We start from the raw sequence: 18,911 nt of genomic DNA, 5'->3' as shown, positions 1-18,911 counted from the left end.
ACCGCTCATCCCGGCGGAAGCCGGGAAGAGCGGGTAGAAAGCGCGTGTGCTCAGAACTCGCTGACGTCCCCCGGACGGCGTGAGCGGGACTTCAGCCACATCACGCCCAGCAGGTCCGAGAAGGACGCCCGCAGCCGTCCCCAGTTGGTGTATTTCGACCGGCCCGTCTCGCGGTGGCGGTGATCGACGTCGAGGTAGCGATTCTCATACCCCTCGCGGATCATCAGGGCGGGCAGGTAGCGGTGGATGTGATCGAAGTAGGGCAGCCGCAGGAAGACATCGCGACGAAACGCCTTCAGCCCGCAGCCGGTGTCGTCGGCGTCGTCGCCCAGCAGCTTCTTGCGGATGCGGTTGGCCCACAGCGACGCCTGGCGCTTGGCGTTGGTGTCCTGACGCTTGGCGCGCACCCCGCCGACCAGGGCGACGCTGGGCGGCGCGGCCAGCAGGGCGTCGGCTAGACGCGGCGCATCGGCGGGCGGGTTCTGGCCGTCGCCGTCCAGGGTGACGACGATCGGCGCCCGCGCGGCCAGGACGCCGGTGCGCACCGCCCGGCTCTGCCCCGCATTGGTCCCGTGCGACAGCACCCGCAGGGCGGGCAGTTCGGCCATCGCCGCCTGCAGCTCGACCAGGGTCGTATCCCGGCTGGCGTCGTTGACGAAGATCATCTCATAGGACCGCCCGGCGAAAGCCTCGGCGATTTCACGCGCCAAGGGCACGGCGGCGCCGGATTCGTCATGCACGGGCACGACGACGGAAATGTCGGGCGAAGAAGCGGAGCGGTCGATCATCGACGCTCTTTAGCGCACGCCGCGCCTCGGCGAAACGGCGCGTCCACAGCCGGTGAAGAAGCTGAAGCTTCCGGGCGCCGCATCCGGCGTGATACGACAGCGGCATGAACCGCCCGAACCTGGATCATTACATCGCCGGCTGGCGCGGCCCCGTCCTTGCGGCCCTGCTGGCCCTGATCGCCGGCCTGCCCAGCCTGATGCTGCTGCCGCCGCTGGATCGGGACGAGAGCCGTTTCGCCCAGGCGACGGCCCAGATGCTGGAAGGCGGCGATTACGTCGACATCCGCTTCCAGGACGATCCGCGCTGGAAGAAGCCCATCGGCATCTACTGGATGCAGGCGGCCGCCGTGGCCGCGACCTCGGACGTCGAGGACCGCAACATCCAGCCCTATCGCCTGCCGTCGCTGCTGGGGGCCATGCTGGCGGCCTGGGCCGTGGCCTGGGCGGGCGCGGCCCTGTTCGGCCAGAGGGCGGGCTTCCTGGCGGGCGTCATGCTGGGCGCCACCTTCCTGCTGTCGACCGAGGCGGGCATCGCCAAGACCGACGCCATGCTGGCGGGCCTGACCACCCTGTCGATGGCGGCGCTTGCGCGCATCTACATGTCCACGCGGGCGGGCGAGAAGGCGGACCGGCTGCACAAGCTGCTGTTCTGGGCGGGCATCGGCCTGTCCATCCTGATCAAGGGACCGATCGGCCTGCTGGTCGTGGCCCTGACCATCATCGCCCTGTCGCTGTGGGACCGGAACATCAAGTGGCTGGGCCAGCTGGGCTGGGGCTGGGGGCTGCCGCTGGTGGCCCTACTGGTCGGGCCGTGGGCCATCGCCATCACCATCGCCACCGACGGCGGCTTCTGGCGCGAGGCCATAGGCGGCGACCTGGCGCCCAAGATCGCGGGCGCGCACGAAAGCCACGGCGGCTTCCCCGGCATGTATGTGCTGCTGTCGCCGCTGCTGCTGTTCCCCGTCACCCTGATGCTGCCCGCCGCCCTGTCGACCGGCTGGCATCGCCGGGCCGAGCCCGCGATCCGCTTCGCCATCTGCTGGCTGGTCCCGGCCTGGCTGATGTTCGAGCTGGCCCCGACCAAGCTGTGGCACTACACCCTGCCCACCTTCGGGGCGATCGCCCTGCTGGCCGCCGCCGCCTTGACCCAGCCGATCGGCAAGGTCTCGCGCGTGACCGGCGCGCTGCTGGGCCTATTCGCCGCCGTGGTCATCTGCCTGATCACCGTCTACGGCCTGACCGAGTTCGGCCGCTCGACCGCCCAGACCTGGGCCACGGTCACCATCGTCTTCGCGGTCATGGCCGCCGCCGTGGGCGGCTTCCTGCTGGTCAACCGCGCGGCGATCACCGGGGTGCTGATCGCCATCGTCTTCGGCATTCTGGCGCACGCGGGCCTGGCCGGAACCATCCGCCAACTGCGCCCGCTGTCGATCGCGCCGCGCCTGGTGCAGACGTTGGACTCGGCCGAGCTGAACCCCGCCCAGGGCCGCTATCCGGGGCCGGTGGCCATCACCACCTTCCATGAGCCCAGCTTCGTCTTCCTGACCGGCAAGGACACCCAGTTGACCGACGGCGCCGGCGCCGCGCGCGCCCTGGCCGAGGGCCGCCCCGCCATCGTCGAGGCCCGCGACGACGAGGCCTTCCGCCGCGCCCTGGCCGATCTGGGCGCCGCAGGACGCGCCGTCGGCGTGGTCAGCGGCCACAACTATTCCTCGGGCGACGACGTGCGCCTGACCGTCTATGCGCCCGCCGGATCGGGCCAGAGAAGCCTGAGCCAGAGAAGCCCGAACCAAGTGAGCACCCGCCGATGAACCGCTTCATCCAGATCGTCGAGGTCGGCCCGCGCGACGGCCTTCAGAACGAAAAGACGGTGCTGGAGCCGGCCGTCCGCGCTGACTTCGTGCAACGCCTTGAAGCGGCCGGGGCCAGGCGCATCGAAGCCGTCAGCTTCGTCCACCCCAAATACGTGCCTCAGATGGCAGGGGCCGAAGAGGTCATGACCGCCCTGCCCCGCACTGAAGGGCGCAGCCGCATCGGCCTCGTTTTGAACGGCAAGGGCTATGACCGCGCCCTGGGCACGGCGGTAGACGAGGTCAACGTCGCCATGTCCGTCACCGACGGCTTCGGCCTGAAGAACCAGGGCCTCAGCGTCGATCAGCAGGTGCAGATGCTGTCCGAGATCGTGGCGGGTCGCGCCAACGCAGAAGGCGCGCCCGGCGCGACGCCCAGGCTGTCAGCCACCCTGTCCTGCGTCTGGGGCTGCCCGTTCGACGGCGAAGTCCCTGTGCAGCAGGTCAGCGACCTGGTCGCCCGCATCGCCGCCCTGGGCGTCGAGGAGATCGCCCTGGCCGACACCATCGGCGTCGGCGATCCGTGGAGCGTGACGAAGAAGGTCGAGGCCGCCCGCCAGGCCGCGCCGGACGCCACGCTGCGCCTGCACTTCCACGACACCCGCAATACGGGCCTGGCCAACGCCTATGCGGGCGTGGAAGCCGGCGTCGACGTGCTGGACGCCTCGGTCGGCGGCATCGGCGGCTGCCCCTTCGCACCCGGCGCGACCGGCAACATCGCCACCGAGGATCTGGTCTACATGCTGGAGCGCGCGGGCTATTCGACCGGCTACGACCTGGACGCCCTGATCGCTGCGGCCCGCTGGATCGGCGCCCAGATCGGCAAGCCCAACCCCAGCGCCCTCAGCCGCGCGGGCGGTTGGCCGCGCGGAGCCGGTTGATCAGAACCGCTACGGCGCCGACTGTGGTCGGGCGCGCGCCAGGCTTGCGGACCACCGCCTGATCCAACGCCAAGGCCCCGAAGGCTGCACCCGCGTCCCAGCCATCTTCTGGCGATAGTTCTTCAACAGCCGAGGATACTTCTTGTCCTGAGGATCGAGCGTGATCGCCCGCGTCGTCGCCTCGACAGCGGCGTCATACTCGCCGGCGGCCCACAGCACCGCGCTTTCCCACGCATGCAGATGCGCCATATGCGGCCAGGCGTTGACCACCTCTCGTGCGGTCGACAGGGCCTCGGCCGGCCGGTTCGCCGCCATCAGGGCGTTCACAAAATGAACGAGATAGTTCGGATCGCCCCTCGTCAGGACCGTCACGCGCTCCATCTCGGCGACCGCCTGGTCGTGTTCGCCGGCTCGCGACAGGATACGCGCGAGAGCCACCCCCGTCAGCGGATTGCCGGGCGCCTTCTCGACCGACAGGCGCGCCAGGGACAGCGCCAGCCCCTGTCGATGGCTGGGCTGTGATTGGGCGAGGTTGGAAATATACAGGCTGCTTCGGCGCCGCGCCAAACGTCCTTCACGATTAAAGGCCGGTCCGTCCAACTCGCCCGACAAGGTTTGCAAGACCAGCGACTTGAGCAGCCCCACCTCTCCCAGATAGGTCGTCGCCGGATGCGAGACATAGGGCAGGCTGATCGCCGTGATCGCGATATCCTTCTGGATGAGGGCGATATGCCGCCCATCCTCCGCCGTCGGATCGAACACCACGACAGGACGCGCCGCACAGGTCAGCCGACCATCGATTTCAGGCAGCCAGCGGATGCGGCGGCTGTCCTGGATCCAGCGCTTCTCGAAGGGAGCCTTCCTGGGATCGATCGAATACTGGGGCGACAGCGCCAGGGCGGCGTTGGCGCCCGCGGCGTCGGCAAAACGCAAGGCGGCGTAGCCGCCCATGCTGGAGCCATAGGTCATGACTCGATCAGCGCCAGCCACGGCTTGACGCACGCTCGCCATCGCCGCCGCCATCTCTGGGTACTGATACCAATCCTCGCGCGCGCCCAGCACATGAATGGCGGAGATTCCCGCGCCGCGGAGGAATTCTTGACCGAACCCTGGGCGATCGAAGCCATGACCGATACCGTAGTTATCAAAGGTCACGACCCAACGGCTGACGTCCGAGGCGGGCACGCTGCGGACAACGACGTTGTCGCTGCGGAAGAGGTCAAGCATTCGGTCTCCTTGACCGGACTCCTTAGACCGAATTTGGGCGTCCGCGAAGATTGCGCGCACAGCGATCAGCGTCTGGCGACAGCCTCGCCCTAAGGAAACAGCAGCGGCTTCACAGCAGGATTAGCGACCGCGCTGAACGATGAAGCCTATGGAGGTGGCGCCGAAACCGCTCAGCGCCATCTTGAGGTGCGGCTGCTCCTTGTAAGGCGCGATATCGTAGTAACGGTCCAGGGGCTCCGCTCCCGGATTCCAGTCTATCGGGGCGACGAAATGGCCCTGCGCCCGCAGACGCTCGGCCAACGCTTCCAGGTCGCGGCGACGGAACAGCACGGTTTCCATGTGATCCACCGTCTCGAAGTTCGACGTGACGTTGAACTCGGTCGTATGAATCGCCCAGCCGCCAGGTTTCAGGCACTGGACCGAGCGCTCGATGAAGGCCAGGCCCTTCTCGATGGAGCCCAGATGCTCGAGAGCGCAGGCCGACCAGCAGAAATCATACCCCGTCAGATCGTCCGGCACGGTGTTCATGTCGCACTCGCGGAACTCGACATTGCGATCAAACAGGTCGTCGGGACAGATGGCAGGCTTGCGAAGCGCCTCCTTGCCGGCGGCATGCTGGTTCGTATCGGTCCAACCCAGACTCGCTGCGCCTTCGAACATCAGGTCCGTCGCCGTGACCCTTACATCCTGAGACGCAAAAAAGGCCGACAGGGGTTCAATCCCGACGCCGAAGCCCAGCCCTCGACGCCCAGAGATGACGACGCCGCGTTCCCACAAGGCCTGGGCGATGAAGACGAACTCCCAGAGTTTGCGGTGATACCGCAGGGAATCTCCGAGCCGCGCCGTCCAGTAGGAAAAATAGGGCTGGCGAAAGCTGTCTTGCCGGCACATGGCGGCTGAGGCGAAGACCATCTGCCCGGGTTCGCCAGCGATGAGCGGCGGCTGGCCAAGCCATTGTTCCCGTGCAGGAAACGACAGTGTATCGAGCAACAGAAGGTTTTCCCGCCGCATCTCCACGACATGCTTCAGCAGGCGGTCCACCTTTCGCTCCAGCTGCGTCGTCCGCCCCGGAAGCCGATTGATCTGTCGGAAGAAGTGACCCGCCCGCTTCACAAAATCACTCATTCCGGCTTCCCCTCGTTACTTCACACCGCGTTCAACGAACGCATGGCAAACAGCACGCAGAGGAAAGCATAGACCGACACTTGTGAAGCGTTGTTCTGAATGAAAACTTCAGCCCCCGCGCCGGGGCGTGAAACCGCTGCAGCGCACTGACGAGAGCACGCTGCAGCGATCATCTTTACAGGTTCAGCAGCGCCGGATCGCCGCCCTGGGCGGCGATGTTGATGCTGATGGCCTTTTCGGCGGCGTAGCGGATCAGGCTGTTGGGGCCGCCCGCCTTGGGGCCGGTGCCGCTGAGGCCTTCGCCGCCGAACGGTTGCACGCCGACCACCGCGCCGATGATCGAGCGGTTGACGTAGACGTTGCCCGCCGGGACCAGTTCCATCACTTCCTTGGCGAAGGCGTCGATGCGGCTATGGACGCCCAGCGTCAGGCCGAAGCCGCGCGCCGCCAGCTTGCCCGCGACCTTTTCCAGATCCTTCGGCTCATAGCGGTAGACGTGCAGGATCGGGCCGAAGACTTCGCGCTCCAGGAAGTCCGGGGTCGGGATCTCGGCGATGGTCGGGGCGAACAGGTCGCCCTTGTCGGCGCCGGCCGGCAGTTCGGCGCGGGCGATGATCTTGGCTTCCTTGGACAGGCGCTCGACGTGGGCTTCCAGGTTGGCGCGGCTTTCGGCGTCGATCACCGGGCCGATGTCGGTCTTGGCGTCCGTCGGGTCGCCCAGCACCTGGGCCGCCAGGGCGCCCTTCAGGCCCTCGATCAGGGCGTCGGCCGAATCCTTGGGCGCATAGAGGACGCGCAGGGCCGAGCAACGCTGCCCGGCCGAACCGAAGGCCGACAGGATGACGTCGTCGATGATCTGTTCCTTCAGCGCCGTGGTGTCGACGAACATGCCGTTCAGGCCGCCCGTCTCAGCGATGAAGGGGATGATGGCGCCCGGACGCGCGGCTAGGCCGCGGTTGATCGCCGAGGCGGTGTCGGTGCCGCCGGTGAAGGCCACGCCGTCGATGCCCGGATGGCCGGTCAGGGCCACGCCGACGGTCTCGCCGCGACCGGGGACCAGAGCCAGCAGGTCAGGGTTCAGACCGGCCTTGTAGTAGAGGCGCACGGCTTCAGCGGCGATCAGCGGCGTCTGCTCGGCGGGCTTGGCCACCACGGCGTTGCCGGCGGCCAGGGCAGCCGCGATCTGGCCGGTGAAGATGGCCAGCGGGAAGTTCCACGGGCTGATGCAGGCGAAGACGCCGCGACCGTGCAGGACCAATTCGTTCGTCTCGCCGGTCGGGCCCTTCAGGGTCTGGCGGCCGCCGAAGTCGCGCTCGGCCAGCAGGGCGTAGTAGCGGCAGAAGTCGGCGGCTTCGCGCACCTCGGCCACGCCGTCGTTCAGCGTCTTGCCCGCTTCACGCGACAGAAGGGCGACCAGACGGTCCAGATCGGCTTCCAGGGCGTCGGCCATGGCGCGCAGGACGGGTGCGCGGCCCGCGCCGCCCAAACGGTCCCAGGCGAACTGGGCGTTGGCGGCGGCGTTGACGGCGGCGTCGACGTCCTCGACCGAGGCTTCCGACACATGACCCAGGATGCGGGTGCGGTCGTAGGGATTGGTGACGTCCTGGGCGTTCACGCCGGCGCGCAGCTTGCCGCCGATGATCGGGCCGGCGGTCAGCTTCTCGCTGTCGACGCGCTCCAGAGCCGCCGCATGACGCTCGCGGTCGGAAGCCTGCGAATAGTCGCGGCCGAGGGAGTTCTGGCGGTCACCGTAGATGTTCATGGGTACAGGGATCTTCGGATGGCGGTCGGGCTGGGCCTCGACCGAGGTGATGGGATCGGCGGCCACGTCGGCCGCAGGCACGCGCTCGTCCAGCAGGGCGTGGACGAAGGAGGAGTTAGCGCCGTTCTCCAGCAGGCGGCGCACCAGATAGGGCAGCAGTTCTTCGTGGCCGCCGACGGGGGCGTAGGCGCGCACGACCACGTCGCCCCACTCGGCCTTGGCGCCGTCATAGAGGGCCTCGCCCATGCCGTGCAGGCGCTGGAACTCGATGGTCACGCCGCGATCGGCGGCCATGCGGTGCACGGCGGCCAGGGTGTGGGCGTTGTGGGTGGCGAACTGCGAGAAGATGTAGGGCGAGGCCTCGATCAGGGCCTTGGCGCAGACCAGATAGTTCAGGTCGGTCGCCGGCTTGGTGGTGAAGACCGGATAGTCGGTGCGGCCGTTGACCTGGGCCAGCTTGATCTCGGTGTCCCAATAGGCGCCCTTGACCAGGCGCACCATCAGGCGGCGGCCCGAGGACTTGGCCAGTTCGGCCAGCTTGGCCACCGTCTCGGTCGTGCGCTTCTGATAGGCCTGAACGGCGAGGCCCAGACCCTGCCAGTCGCCCAGCGCCGGTTCGCGCGCCAGCCGCTCCAGCAGCTTCAGCGACAGGGCCAGACGGTCGGCCTCTTCGGCGTCGATGGTGTAGTTGATGTCGTATTTGGCCGCGATCAGCGCCAGACGCAGGATGCGAGGATACAGCTCTTCCCACACCCGGTCTTCCTGCACCGCCTGATAGCGCGGCGACAGGGCCGACAGCTTGACCGAGACGCCGTGGCCGCGCTCGGGGCCTTCGCCCTTGGCGGTCTTGCCTACGGCCTCGATGGCGTCGGCGTAGATCTTTTCATAGCGTTCGGCGTCGGCGGCGGTGCGGGCGCCCTCGCCCAGCATATCGAAGCTGCACAGCCATTCCTCGCGGTCCGACCGCTTCAGCGCGCTCTCGATGGTGCGGCCGACGACGAACTGCTCGCCCATGATTTTCACGGCGGTGGCGACGGCCTGGCGGATGACCGGCTCGCCCAGACGCCCGACCAGGCGCTTGAGGAAGTTCGGCAGGTCGCTGCGCGCCTCATCGTCGACATCGACCAGCTTGCCGGTCAGCATCAGGCCCCAGGTCGAGGCGTTGACGAACAGGCTGTCCGACTGCCCCATGTGGCTGGCCCAGTCGGCCGAACCGATCTTCTCGGCGATCAGGCGGTCGCGGGTGCCCGCGTCCGGCGTACGCAGCAGGGCCTCGGCCAAGCACATCAGGGCCAGACCTTCGCGGGTGCCCAGGCTGAATTCCTGCAGGAAGCTTTCGACCACGCCCTGGCGCTTCTGGCTCTTGCGGGCGCTTTCGACCAGACCGACCGCATCACTCAGGACCGCCGCACGACCGTCAGGCGTCAGCGGTTCGGAGGCCAGCAGTTCGGCCACCACCTCACGTTCGTCCCGGTACTTGTTCCGGTCCAGCTCATCCCAATGGCGAAGATCGGTCGGCGTCATGAAATCCATCCTGTGAATTTCCGCATATATGACGTTACAAGCCGAATGTGCATCACATCATGACGGTGAAAGCCGCACAGAATTCGGGTGATCGCAGAATCTTCTGATAATTCGCTCACCCAAAAATGAGGTGCGGCTCAACATGGCCGTTCGCGAAGAGGTGAAGCCTGTTCACACCCTGCTCTATCATGCCGTCTCGCCTTCGTCATGCGGAGCGTCTAGAAGTTTCGCCTTCGCGAAACGGCTCAAGGCCCTATCGACTTCATGCGCATTGTTCTGGTCACCGACGCCTGGGAGCCTCAGGTCAACGGCGTCGTCCGCACCCTGACCCGCACCGTGGCCGAATGCCGCGCCATGGGCCATGAGGTCGAGGTCATCGAACCCAGCCAGTTCAAGACCATCCCCTGCCCGACCTATCCCGAGATCCGCCTGGCCCTGGGCGCCGAGGAAGAGATTCGCGAACGCCTGCGCGCCTTCGAGCCCGAAGCCGTCCACATCGCCACCGAAGGCCCCCTGGGCATCGCCACGCGGCGCATCTGCGTGGAGTGGAAGCTGCCGTTCACGACCAGCTATCACACCAAATTCCCGGAATACGTCTCGGCCCGTTTCCCGATCCCGGTGCAGGTCGGCTACGCCTATATGAAGTGGTTCCACAAGCCGTCGGGCCGGCTGATGGTGGCCACCCCGACCCTGCGCGACGAACTGGTCGAGCATGGCTTCAAGAACGTCTCGCCCTGGACGCGCGGCGTCGACACCGAGCTGTTCCGCCCCGATCTGGAGCCGATCTACAAGGAGATGGGCGGCGAGAACTGGCCTCGCCCCTTCTTCCTCAACGTCGGCCGGGTGGCGGTCGAGAAGAACATCGAGACCTTCCTCGGCCTGGACCTGCCCGGCACCAAGATCATCGTCGGCGACGGCCCCGCCCGCGCCGAGCTTGAGGAAAAATACCCCGACGCGAAATTCCTCGGCGCCAAGTTCGGCGAGGATCTGGCGCGCTGCTTCGCCGACGCCGACGTCTTCGTCTTCCCCAGCTGGACAGACACCTTCGGTCTGGTGATCCTGGAAGCCATGGGCACGGGCACGCCGGTCGCCGCCTATCCGGCGCATGGCCCCATCGACATCATCCCCGGCTCGGGCGCGGGCTTCATCGACGACGACCTGAAGACCGCCTGCCTGAAGTGCCTGGAGCTGGATCGCAAGGACGTCCGCGCCTATGCGGAGAAGTTCAGCTGGCGCGCCTCGGCCGAGCAGTTCATCGAGAACCTGCAGCCCTATCCTGAACCCGCGCGCGGCCGCTTCTGGCGCCGTCTGCGCCGGGTGGCGCGCCTGAGACGCCGCGCGGCGGCCTGATCGCGCCCCGCCGGGTTAAGTACGGAAACGACAAGAAAAAACGCCCCGGACCAGGTCCGGGGCGTTTCACATTTCAGGTCTGCTCGACGCTTAGTTCGGGCGGGCCATCGAGGTCATGGCCGAGGCCTTGGCACGTTCGGCGGCCAGTTCGTCGGCGACCAGCGGCACCAGGCCGCGGTCCTGCAGATAGCCGCCGCGACCGGCGGCGCCTTCGGACATGAACTCCTGAACGAACTGTTCGAGGCCCGGCGTCACGCCGATGTGGGCCTTCTTGACGTAGATGTAGAGGCTGCGGGCCAGCGGATAGGAGCCGTCGGCGATGGTGGCGACCGAGGGGGCCACGCCGTCGATGGTCTCGGCCTTCACCGTGTCCATGTTCTGCTCGAGGAAGGAGAAGCCGAACACGCCCAGCGAGCCCGGCGTGCGGGTCAGGGTCTGGACGATGGCGTTGTCGTTCTCGCCCGAGTCGATCCAGGCGCCGTCTTCGCGCAGGGTGTGGGCCACGGTTTCGAAGCGGGTCTTGTCCTGCTTCTCGATGGCGGCGACAGCCGGGATCAGCTTGGCGCCCGGCGCCATGCCCAGCTCCAGGAAGGCGTCGCGCGTGCCCGAGGTCGGCGGCGGGCCGTAGACCTGGATGCGGGTGGCCGGCAGGGCCTTGTTGACCTCGTTCCAGGTCTTGGCGGCGTTGGCGCCCAGTTGGCCGTCAGCGCCCGGCGTTTCCTTGGCCAGGGCCTCATAGAGGTCGTTCAGCTCGAGGTTGAAGCTCTGGCCCGTACGGGCGGTGGCGACGACGATGCCGTCATAGCCGATCTTGATCTCGACGATGTCGGTGACGCCGTTCTCGACGCAGCGGTCGAACTCGCTCTGCTTCATCGGACGCGAGGCGTTGGCGATGTCCGGGGTCGAAGGGCCGACGCCCGAGCAGAAGGCCTGGATGCCGCCGCCGGTGCCCAGGGATTCGACGCGGGGGGCCGAACCGCCGCCGCCGTTGCGGGCGAAGGTCTCGGCCACGCGGGTGGCGAAGGGGAAGACGGTCGAGGAGCCGGCGGCCCAGATGCCCGTGCGGGCCTTCTGCGAACCGGGGGCGCCGCCCTCGTTGTTGCCGCAGGCCGCCAGGGCCAGGACGGCGGCCGCGCAGGCCGTGAACTTCAGTGTACGGATCATGGCCGGACCTTCTCCAGTCGTCAGTGTGCGACGCTTATAAGCAGGAGTTTGTGACGGTCCGGCCAGACCTTTGTGACAGTCAGGGCAAACCTGCCCGATACGTCGTCAGAGCAGGCGCTTGCGCATGACCTGGGACAGGGTGTCGATCAGGGTCACGGCGACGACCACGATGATAACGATGGCGGACACAGCCTTGAAGTTGAAGGCGTTCATGCTGTCGAACAGCACCTGGCCGATGCCGCCCGCCCCGATCAGGCCCAGCACGGTGGCCGAGCGGCTGTTCGATTCGAAACGGTAGAGGGCGAAGGAGGTCCACAGCGGGGCCACCTGAGGAATCACACCCCAGACGATCTCGTGCAGCTTGGAGGCGCCGGTGGCGCGCACGCCTTCGACCGGACCCTTGTCGATCGACTCGACCGCTTCGGAGAACAGCTTGGCCAGGACGCCGGCCGTGTTCAGCGTGATGGCCAGGACGCCGGCCAGCGGGCCCAGGCCCACGGCGGTGACGAACAGCAGGCCGATCACCAGGTCCGGCACCGAGCGCAGCAGGTTCATCAGCCAGCGCACCGGCGTCACCACCCAGGCGGGCGCCATGTTGCGGGCGGCGGCCAGGCCCAGCGGAATGCCGAACAGCACGGCCAGGAAGGTGCCCCACAGGGCGATCTGGACCGTCTCCCACATCTTGGCGACGAACATCTTCCAGTCGGAGAAGTCCGGCCGCAGCAGGTCGTGGACGAACATCTTCATGCTGTCGTTGCCCGAGAACAGGCGCGAGATGTTGCCCAGGTCGACGGCGTCGACGCTGTACAGCAGGACGGCGATCACGCCGCCCCAGACCAGAACGTCCATCGCCCAGGAAACGGCGGACTTTTGCGGCGCGGCCGGAACCGGCGACGTCGGAAGCGGAGCTGCGGTCAAGGTTGGACCTCACGCAGGCTGCGCAGGCGCTGAAGCTCGGCTTCGGCGGCGGCGACGCCGGCCTTGTCGCCCTTGGCTTCGGCTTCGCCGCGCTTCTGGTCGGCGATCATCTCGCGGATCGGGTTGAGATAGGAATCATCGGCCGGGGCGAAGCGCGAATACTCCAGGCCCGCCAGCACCTTGCGCTGGCGCTCGGCCTCGGGGCCTTCGCCCTGGCCGTAGGTCAGGAAGAAGCCGCGGATCTTTTCCTTCAGGGCCGGGTCCAGATCCTCGCGCACGACGATGCCGCTCTCGGGCACCGGCGGCGAGGTCCAGATCTCTTCGATCTGATCGGCCAGCTGGGCGTTCTCGCGGCGCATGAAGACCAGGTTGACGCTGTTGGAGGTCGCCACGTCGATCACGCCGGTGGCCACGCCGAAGGCGTTGGCCTGATGGTTGGCCGAGCGCACGGTCTTGAAGCACTGCGACGGCACGACGCCGCGCGCGTTGAACAGGAAGGTCATGGGCGCCAGCGTGCCCGAGGTCGACTGAGCGTCGCCGATGCCGAAATTGTACTGCTTGCCGCAGGCCAGCACCTTGTCCAGCGTGATGCCCGAGCCCTTCTTGACGATCAGGGTCGACTGATAGGAGTCCAGCCCTTCACGGTTGACGGTGCGGGCGATGACCTCGGCGTTGGCGCGGTCGATGGCCTCGACCTCAGGCTTGGCCGAGAACCAGCCGACCTGGGTGTGGTTGCCGCGCATGGCCTCGACCAGCACCGTATAGTTCGAGCCGAAATAGGGCTTCACCGGCACGCCGATCGCCTTGGACATGTCGTCCAGCAGCGGCTGCCACAGCGGGCCGGCCGAGGCCTGGCCTTCCGCCGACAGGATGGAGAAGGTCAGTTCGGTCGGGGCGGCGCCCGACGTCTTCTGGTCGCCACCGCAGGCGACGAGGCCCAGGGTCATGGCGGCGATGGCGGCGGCGCCCAGCAGGCGGCGATTGATGGCGATGCGGGTCATGCCTTGGCTTCCCAGAACGCGTCCTCGTACTCGGGACCGTAGATTTCGATCAGGCGCTGCGTGTCCAGGCCCGTGGACGGACCGTCATAGACGACCTTGCCCTTCTGCAGGGCGACGACGCGGTCGCAATAGCGGATGGCGTAGTCCACCTGGTGCAGGGTGACGATGACGCCCATGCCGTCGCGCTGGTTCAGCTCGACCAGCAGCTCCATGACCTTGCGGGCCGACACCGGGTCCAGCGAGGCCACCGGCTCGTCGGCCAGGATGGCCTGGGCGCCCTGGACGATGGCGCGGGCGATGGCGCCGCGCTGCTGCTGACCGCCCGACAGGGTGTTGGCGCGCTGGGCGGCGTAGTCGGACACGCCGACGCGGTGCAGGGCCGCCATAGCCCTGTCCTTGTCCGCGCCCGGCCAGACGCCGAACAGGCCGCGCCACGACGGCAGGCGCCCCAGGGCGCCCAGCATGACGTTGGAGAACAGGCTCAGCCGTCCCACCAGATTGAATTGCTGGAAGATCATGCCCAGGCGGCTGCGCGCGCGGCGCACAGCGCCCGTGACGCGGCCGTTCTGCTGAACGACCTCGCCGAAGACAGTGATGGTCCCGCCGGGATCGATGGGGTGCAGACCCGTGATCGAACGCAGCAGGGTGGACTTGCCCGAACCGGAGGGACCGATCAGGGCGACCATTTCACCGGCGCCGACCTCGACGGACACGCCGTCGAGCGCCTTTCTGGCCCCGTAGGTCTTCGAGACGTCGCGAACGGACGCGACGGCGGCTGTTGAAGAACTCATGAACCCATGGATGAGGTTGCGACAAAGGGGGCGCCGCATGACGCGAGACGGGCGCAAGGGCAAGTCTTAATGGCATGTCTGCGTCGATTTCGTCCAGTGCGACGCCGATTCAGCGAAGCGCTGCGGCGCGCGGGCCGTGCAACCCCGCCATGAAATTTCCACTTTACATGACAGGCCAATGCCCCCATATCGCGCGTTCCGGCGGACCCCGTAGGTCCTATCTTGCGCCGCTAACGCCGGGTCTGGGTTTAACAATCATCAGGGGGTTACGTGAATTGCACACGTACCAGCTTCCCCTGGACCTGGTCCGTCAGCGGTCCCCGGAGCGTCCGGTCGCACTCGTGCGTCCCCGCTCCGTTGCCGTAGCGGCGCAGTGGTTCCAGGATAATCTAAAAGCCGACGTCTTCTATGCGGTGAAGGCGAACCCTTCGCGTTGGATCATCGAGGTTCTGGTCGAGAACGGCGTCAACGCCTTCGACGTCGCCTCCCTGGCCGAGATCGAACTGGTTCGATCGGTCAGCCCGAACGCGCGTCTGGCCTTCATGCACCCGGTCAAGAGCCGCGGCGCGATCAAGACCGCCTACGCCGACCACGGCGTGCGCACCTTCGTGCTCGACAGCCATGACGAACTGCAGAAGATCCTCGACGTCACCGACAACGCCGACGACCTGAACCTGATCGTCCGCATGGGCGTGTCGGCGGACGGCGCCGCCTATTCCCTGTCGGGCAAGTTCGGCGTCACGCCGGACCAGGCCCCCGCCCTGCTGCAGGCCACGCGCCATGCGGTCAAGGACGGTCAGATGGGCGTCAGCTTCCACGTCGGTTCGCAATGCATGCGCCCCTCGGCCTATGAGGCGGCGATGACCCAGGTCGGCCGCGCCATCAAAAAGGCGGGCGTCTTCGTCGACATCGTCGACGTCGGCGGCGGCTTCCCTTCGGTCTATCCGGGCATGGTCCCGCCGGACCTGAGCGAATACGCCGACGCCATCCATCGCGGCTTCAACGAGATGCCGGTGTCGGAAACGACCGAGCTGTGGTGCGAGCCCGGCCGGGCGCTGGTGGCTGAGGCCTCGTCGGTGCTGTGCCGCGTGGACCTGCGCAAGGGCGACGCCCTTTATCTGAACGACGGGTCGTACGGCTCGCTATTCGACGCCACCCATTCGCGCTGGCCCTTCCCGACCAAGCTGGTCCGGGACGGAGAGTCGTCGTCGGAGTTGAAGCCCTATCGCTTCTATGGTCCGACCTGCGACAGCATCGACCACATGCCGGGCCCGTTCTGGCTGCCGGCCGATGTCCAGGAAGGCGACTTCATCGAGATCGGCATGATGGGCGCCTATGGCGTCGCCATGTCGACCGGCTTCAACGGCTATGGCGAACACGAGATCGCCGCCGTCGAGGACGCCCCCATGGGCTCGATGTACGGCCTGGCGCCGCGCTCCATCCCGACCGTGCGCACCACGGCCGAGGAGAACGCCCGCAAGGTCGTCCGCCTGTCGCGTCCCAAGGGCAAGGCCGGTCAGCGCAAGCGCAAGCGCTGATCCATCGCATCACGCCTTGAACTGAAAAATGTCTCAAGGCTTTGGTACAAGCAGCGGCCCGTCGCTCCGTCCGGGCCGCTGTTCCTTATTGACGACGGGCGCTCAAACCAAAGGGAAACCCGAGAGATGAACGCACCGGTTCGTTCCAACGCCAAGGCGGAGCTCCTGGCCACGACCGTCGAGCACATCGACATCACCAGCTTCGACGCGCGCCCGATCATCGATTCCATGCGCAAGATGTCGTTCTCCTCGCGCGACACCGCCCGCGCGGCCGACATCTTCAACATGGCCCTGGAAGACCAGGCCTGCTCGCCGTGGCTGATCCTGGCCGGTTCGACCTCGGCCGGCGGCTGCATGGACGTCTATCGCGACATGGTGAAGTTCGGCATGGTCGACGCCGTGGTCGCCACCGGCGCCTCCATCGTCGACATGGACTTCTTCGAGGCCCTTGGCTTCAAGCACTATCAGGCCGCCGGCGAGGTGGACGACAACATCCTGCGCTCGCACTACATCGACCGCATCTACGACACCTACATCGACGAAGAAGAACTGCAGGCCTGCGACCACGCCATCTATGAGATCGCCAGCCGCCTGGAGCCGCGCGGCTATTCCTCGCGCGAGTTCATCTGGGAAATGGGCAAGTGGCTGTCGGAAGGCAACGCCAAGAAGCCCGGTTCGCTGATCCAGACCGCCTATGAAGAAGGCGCGCCGATCTTCTGCCCGGCCTTCGTCGACTCCTCGGCCGGCTTCGGCCTGGTCAAGCACCAGAAGGAGCGCATGGCCGAGGGCAAGCCCTACATGATGCTGGACGCGATCGCCGACTTCCGCGAACTGACCGACATCAAGATCGCGGCGGGCGTCACGGGCCTGTTCATGGTCGGCGGCGGCGTGCCGAAGAACTTCGCCCAGGACACCGTCGTCTGCGCCGAGATCCTCGGCGTCGAGGCCGACATGCACAAGTATGCGGTCCAGATCACGGTCGCCGACGTGCGCGACGGCGCCTGCTCGTCGTCGACGCTGCAGGAAGCCGCCTCGTGGGGCAAGGTCCAGACCACCTACGAACAGATGGTCTTCGCCGAAGCCACGACCGTCGTGCCGCTGATCGGTTCGGACGCCTATCACCGCGAAACGTGGAAGAAGCGCCAGCCGCGCCGCTGGAACAAGCTGTTCGGCAAGTAAGACCCGCTCGGATCGGAAGGCGACGCCTTCTGGATCCCGTGCTGAAAGACGAGGGCCGGCGGAGCGATCCGCCGGCCCTTTTCTTTAGGCCGCTCGACGGCGGCCCACGCGAATATGGGAACCTCCGGCCCAGCGGCCCGCTTGTCTTGCACGAGCAAGGAGACCATCCATGACCGATCCCGCCGCCGAGAACGAAGACGCCCGCGAGGCCGCCGCCATGGGCGAGAAACCCGATCTGGGTCACGTCGAAGACGCTCTGAAGAAGGCTCTGGAGGGCACGGATTCCGGCTCAGACACCCGCGCCGGCTCGTTGCGGGGCGGCTCGGCTTCCGGCTCGGAGATCGACCCGGACCAGGACGTCATCAACGCCGACATCGCCCGCCAGGGCCGCGAAATGGCCGAAACCCGAACCCGTCCGTCCGGCGGACCGGAACAGGCGCGCAAGTCGACGGGCCAGCCCGGCGACGACGTGGACGCCCCTACCGGTTGAACCGCCTTGCTGCCGCCGCACGGATAGGCCACGGTGCGAATAGTCGCATAGGGATTAAGGACGTAGGCTGAATGAAGCGTAGCGTGGCAACCGTCGTCTTGGCGCTGAGCGTCGGCTTGGCGGCGTGCGATGACCGCAGTCAGGCCGCGCCCGAAGCCGAATCGCCTTCCGTAGCGTCAACCGAGCCGAGCGCCTACGCCGCGCCGCCGGCGGCGGCTCCTGCGAACGCGCCGACGCCCGAAACGCCCGCGACGGCCATTGACGGCGCGCCGACCTTCGCCGCCCTCTATCCCGGCGCCCAGGCGGACGCCGCGCCTGTCACTGCGTCCGGCCCCGACGGCCCCGGCGGCATCGTCACCTTCACGACCGACGCCACGCCCGACGCCGTGATCGACTTCTATCGTCAGCGCGCCGAAAAGGCGGGCCTGTCCCCCATCATGGCCATGAACCAGGGCGAGGCCCGCGCCTATGGCGCCTCCGCCCGCACGGAAAAGGGCGCCAGCCTGCAGGTCGTGGCCGCGCCCGGCGAAGACGGTCTGACCTCGGTTCAGTTGAGCTGGAGCAACGGGGCGTGATCATGCGCCCGGCGCTCAGTGCGACCGCCGCCGCGACTCTGCTGCTGAGCGCCTGCGCCGGCACTCCCGCGGCCCTGCGTCCGGAAGCGGCCCGAGCCGCCACAGCCCCATCCGGCTATCTGGACGCCCCTGCGCTGGAAGCGCTGGCCGCCGCCCTGCCTCCACCGCCCGCGCTCGGCTCGAGCGTCGATCAGACGGACAAGGCGCGCTCGACGCGCATGGCGGCGCTGGAAGACACCGACCGGTGGCTGCTGGCCACCGCCCATGCCGAATTGCGCCCGCCGCTGGCGCTGCAGCATTTCAACTGCGCCCTGGGCGTGCGGCTGGAGCCTGAAGCCGCGCCGGAGTTGACCCGGCTGATGCAGCGCCTGTTCCACGATGCGGACACGGCCGCCGAATCCGTCAAGGCGCGCGCCTTCCGCGCCCGCCCCGTCGGCGACGACCCGACCCGTCAGGCCTGCCAGCGCCTGACCGAGGCCGGACGCCGCAGCGCCTCCTATCCTTCCGGCAGTTCGACCGTGGCCGTCATCTATGGCGAAGCGTTCGCCGCCCTGGACCCTGCGCATGCCGACGAAGCCCGTCGCATGGCCCATGAGATCGGCCAGAGCCGCCTAGTCTGCGGCATGCATTACCCCAGCGATGTCGCTGCGGGCGAGGATCTGGGCCGCGCCGTCTTCGCCGCCGCCGCTCAGCCGGCCTTCGCCATCGACCTGGCCGCCGCGCGCGCCGAACTGGCCGCCTTGCGTAC

16 protein-coding genes are annotated in these 18,911 nt (G+C 67.5%); 8 read left to right on the top strand and 8 right to left on the bottom strand.

Annotated features, from left to right (window positions below; genetic code table 11):
- Positions 1–50 precede the first annotated feature (50 nt).
- Positions 51–788: a glycosyltransferase family 2 protein gene (locus B2Y21_RS14925; protein WP_292060612.1), complete on the bottom strand. Its 738-nt coding sequence runs from the start codon at positions 786–788 to the stop codon at positions 51–53.
- A 104-nt stretch (positions 789–892) separates the two neighbouring features.
- On the opposite strand from B2Y21_RS14925, the gene B2Y21_RS14920 reads away from it, so the two are divergent.
- Together B2Y21_RS14920 and B2Y21_RS14915 are read left to right on the top strand one after the other, a co-directional pair.
- Entirely contained in the window at positions 893–2,599 is a 1,707-nt protein-coding gene (locus B2Y21_RS14920; protein ID WP_292060610.1) for an ArnT family glycosyltransferase, read from the top strand.
- Positions 2,596–3,519 (top strand): hydroxymethylglutaryl-CoA lyase, encoded by a 924-nt coding sequence (locus B2Y21_RS14915; RefSeq protein WP_292060609.1) that lies wholly within the window; start codon positions 2,596–2,598, stop codon positions 3,517–3,519. The genes B2Y21_RS14920 and B2Y21_RS14915 overlap by 4 nt, the downstream gene beginning before the upstream one ends.
- A gap of 9 nt (positions 3,520–3,528) precedes the next feature.
- Here the strand turns inward: B2Y21_RS14915 and B2Y21_RS14910 are convergent, their stop codons facing one another.
- From B2Y21_RS14910 to putA, 3 genes are all read right to left on the bottom strand, one after another.
- On the bottom strand, positions 3,529–4,746 hold the full coding sequence (locus B2Y21_RS14910) for a tetratricopeptide repeat protein (protein ID WP_292060608.1): 1,218 nt from the start codon (positions 4,744–4,746) through the stop codon (positions 3,529–3,531).
- A gap of 120 nt (positions 4,747–4,866) precedes the next feature.
- On the bottom strand, positions 4,867–5,787 hold the full coding sequence (locus B2Y21_RS14905) for a class I SAM-dependent methyltransferase (protein ID WP_292060607.1): 921 nt from the start codon (positions 5,785–5,787) through the stop codon (positions 4,867–4,869).
- A gap of 259 nt (positions 5,788–6,046) precedes the next feature.
- Positions 6,047–9,157, bottom strand: coding sequence for a bifunctional proline dehydrogenase/L-glutamate gamma-semialdehyde dehydrogenase PutA (gene putA / locus B2Y21_RS14900; RefSeq protein WP_292060605.1), 3,111 nt, complete (start codon positions 9,155–9,157; stop codon positions 6,047–6,049).
- Between the two features lie 264 nt (positions 9,158–9,421).
- Here putA and B2Y21_RS14895 point away from each other — a divergent pair, with 264 nt between their 5' ends.
- Entirely contained in the window at positions 9,422–10,507 is a 1,086-nt protein-coding gene (locus B2Y21_RS14895) for a glycosyltransferase family 4 protein (RefSeq protein WP_292060604.1), read from the top strand.
- Between the two features lie 90 nt (positions 10,508–10,597).
- Here B2Y21_RS14895 and B2Y21_RS14890 read toward each other — a convergent pair whose 3' ends face one another.
- The 4 genes from B2Y21_RS14890 to phnC form a co-directional block, all read right to left on the bottom strand.
- Positions 10,598–11,671, bottom strand: coding sequence for a substrate-binding domain-containing protein (locus B2Y21_RS14890; RefSeq protein ID WP_292060602.1), 1,074 nt, complete (start codon positions 11,669–11,671; stop codon positions 10,598–10,600).
- Positions 11,672–11,776: 105 nt separating this feature from the next.
- Positions 11,777–12,520, bottom strand: a complete 744-nt coding sequence (phnE, locus tag B2Y21_RS14885; RefSeq protein WP_292060638.1) for a phosphonate ABC transporter, permease protein PhnE — start codon at positions 12,518–12,520, stop codon at positions 11,777–11,779.
- Between the two features lie 65 nt (positions 12,521–12,585).
- Positions 12,586–13,590, bottom strand: coding sequence for a phosphate/phosphite/phosphonate ABC transporter substrate-binding protein (phnD, locus tag B2Y21_RS14880; RefSeq protein ID WP_292060600.1), 1,005 nt, complete (start codon positions 13,588–13,590; stop codon positions 12,586–12,588).
- Entirely contained in the window at positions 13,587–14,381 is a 795-nt protein-coding gene (gene phnC / locus B2Y21_RS14875) for a phosphonate ABC transporter ATP-binding protein (RefSeq protein WP_125902035.1), read from the bottom strand. The genes phnD and phnC overlap by 4 nt, the downstream gene beginning before the upstream one ends.
- Before the next feature lie 275 nt (positions 14,382–14,656).
- On the opposite strand from phnC, the gene B2Y21_RS14870 reads away from it, so the two are divergent.
- The 5 genes from B2Y21_RS14870 to B2Y21_RS14850 form a co-directional block, all read left to right on the top strand.
- Complete coding sequence (locus tag B2Y21_RS14870; protein WP_200168578.1) at positions 14,657–15,919, top strand: type III PLP-dependent enzyme; 1,263 nt, start codon at positions 14,657–14,659, stop codon at positions 15,917–15,919.
- 126 nt (positions 15,920–16,045) lie between these two features.
- Positions 16,046–17,098 (top strand): 1,9-bis(guanidino)-5-aza-nonane synthase, encoded by a 1,053-nt coding sequence (locus B2Y21_RS14865; RefSeq protein ID WP_292060598.1) that lies wholly within the window; start codon positions 16,046–16,048, stop codon positions 17,096–17,098.
- Between the two features lie 169 nt (positions 17,099–17,267).
- On the top strand, positions 17,268–17,588 hold the full coding sequence (locus tag B2Y21_RS14860; protein ID WP_292060597.1) for a ribonuclease: 321 nt from the start codon (positions 17,268–17,270) through the stop codon (positions 17,586–17,588).
- 71 nt (positions 17,589–17,659) lie between these two features.
- The gene (locus tag B2Y21_RS14855) at positions 17,660–18,163 is read left to right on the top strand and encodes a hypothetical protein (RefSeq protein WP_292060596.1); all 504 of its coding nucleotides are present in this window, start codon (positions 17,660–17,662) and stop codon (positions 18,161–18,163) included.
- A 2-nt stretch (positions 18,164–18,165) separates the two neighbouring features.
- The coding region (locus tag B2Y21_RS14850; RefSeq protein WP_292060637.1) for a phosphatase PAP2 family protein at positions 18,166–18,911 on the top strand (746 nt) is incomplete at its 3' end.

The organism is Brevundimonas sp. UBA5936 (assembly GCA_002430835.1).
Taxonomy (GTDB): Bacteria; Pseudomonadota; Alphaproteobacteria; order Caulobacterales; family Caulobacteraceae; genus Brevundimonas.
The sequence above is the reverse complement of the archived record's forward strand: the minus strand, read 5'-3'. Positions and strand labels throughout refer to the sequence as shown.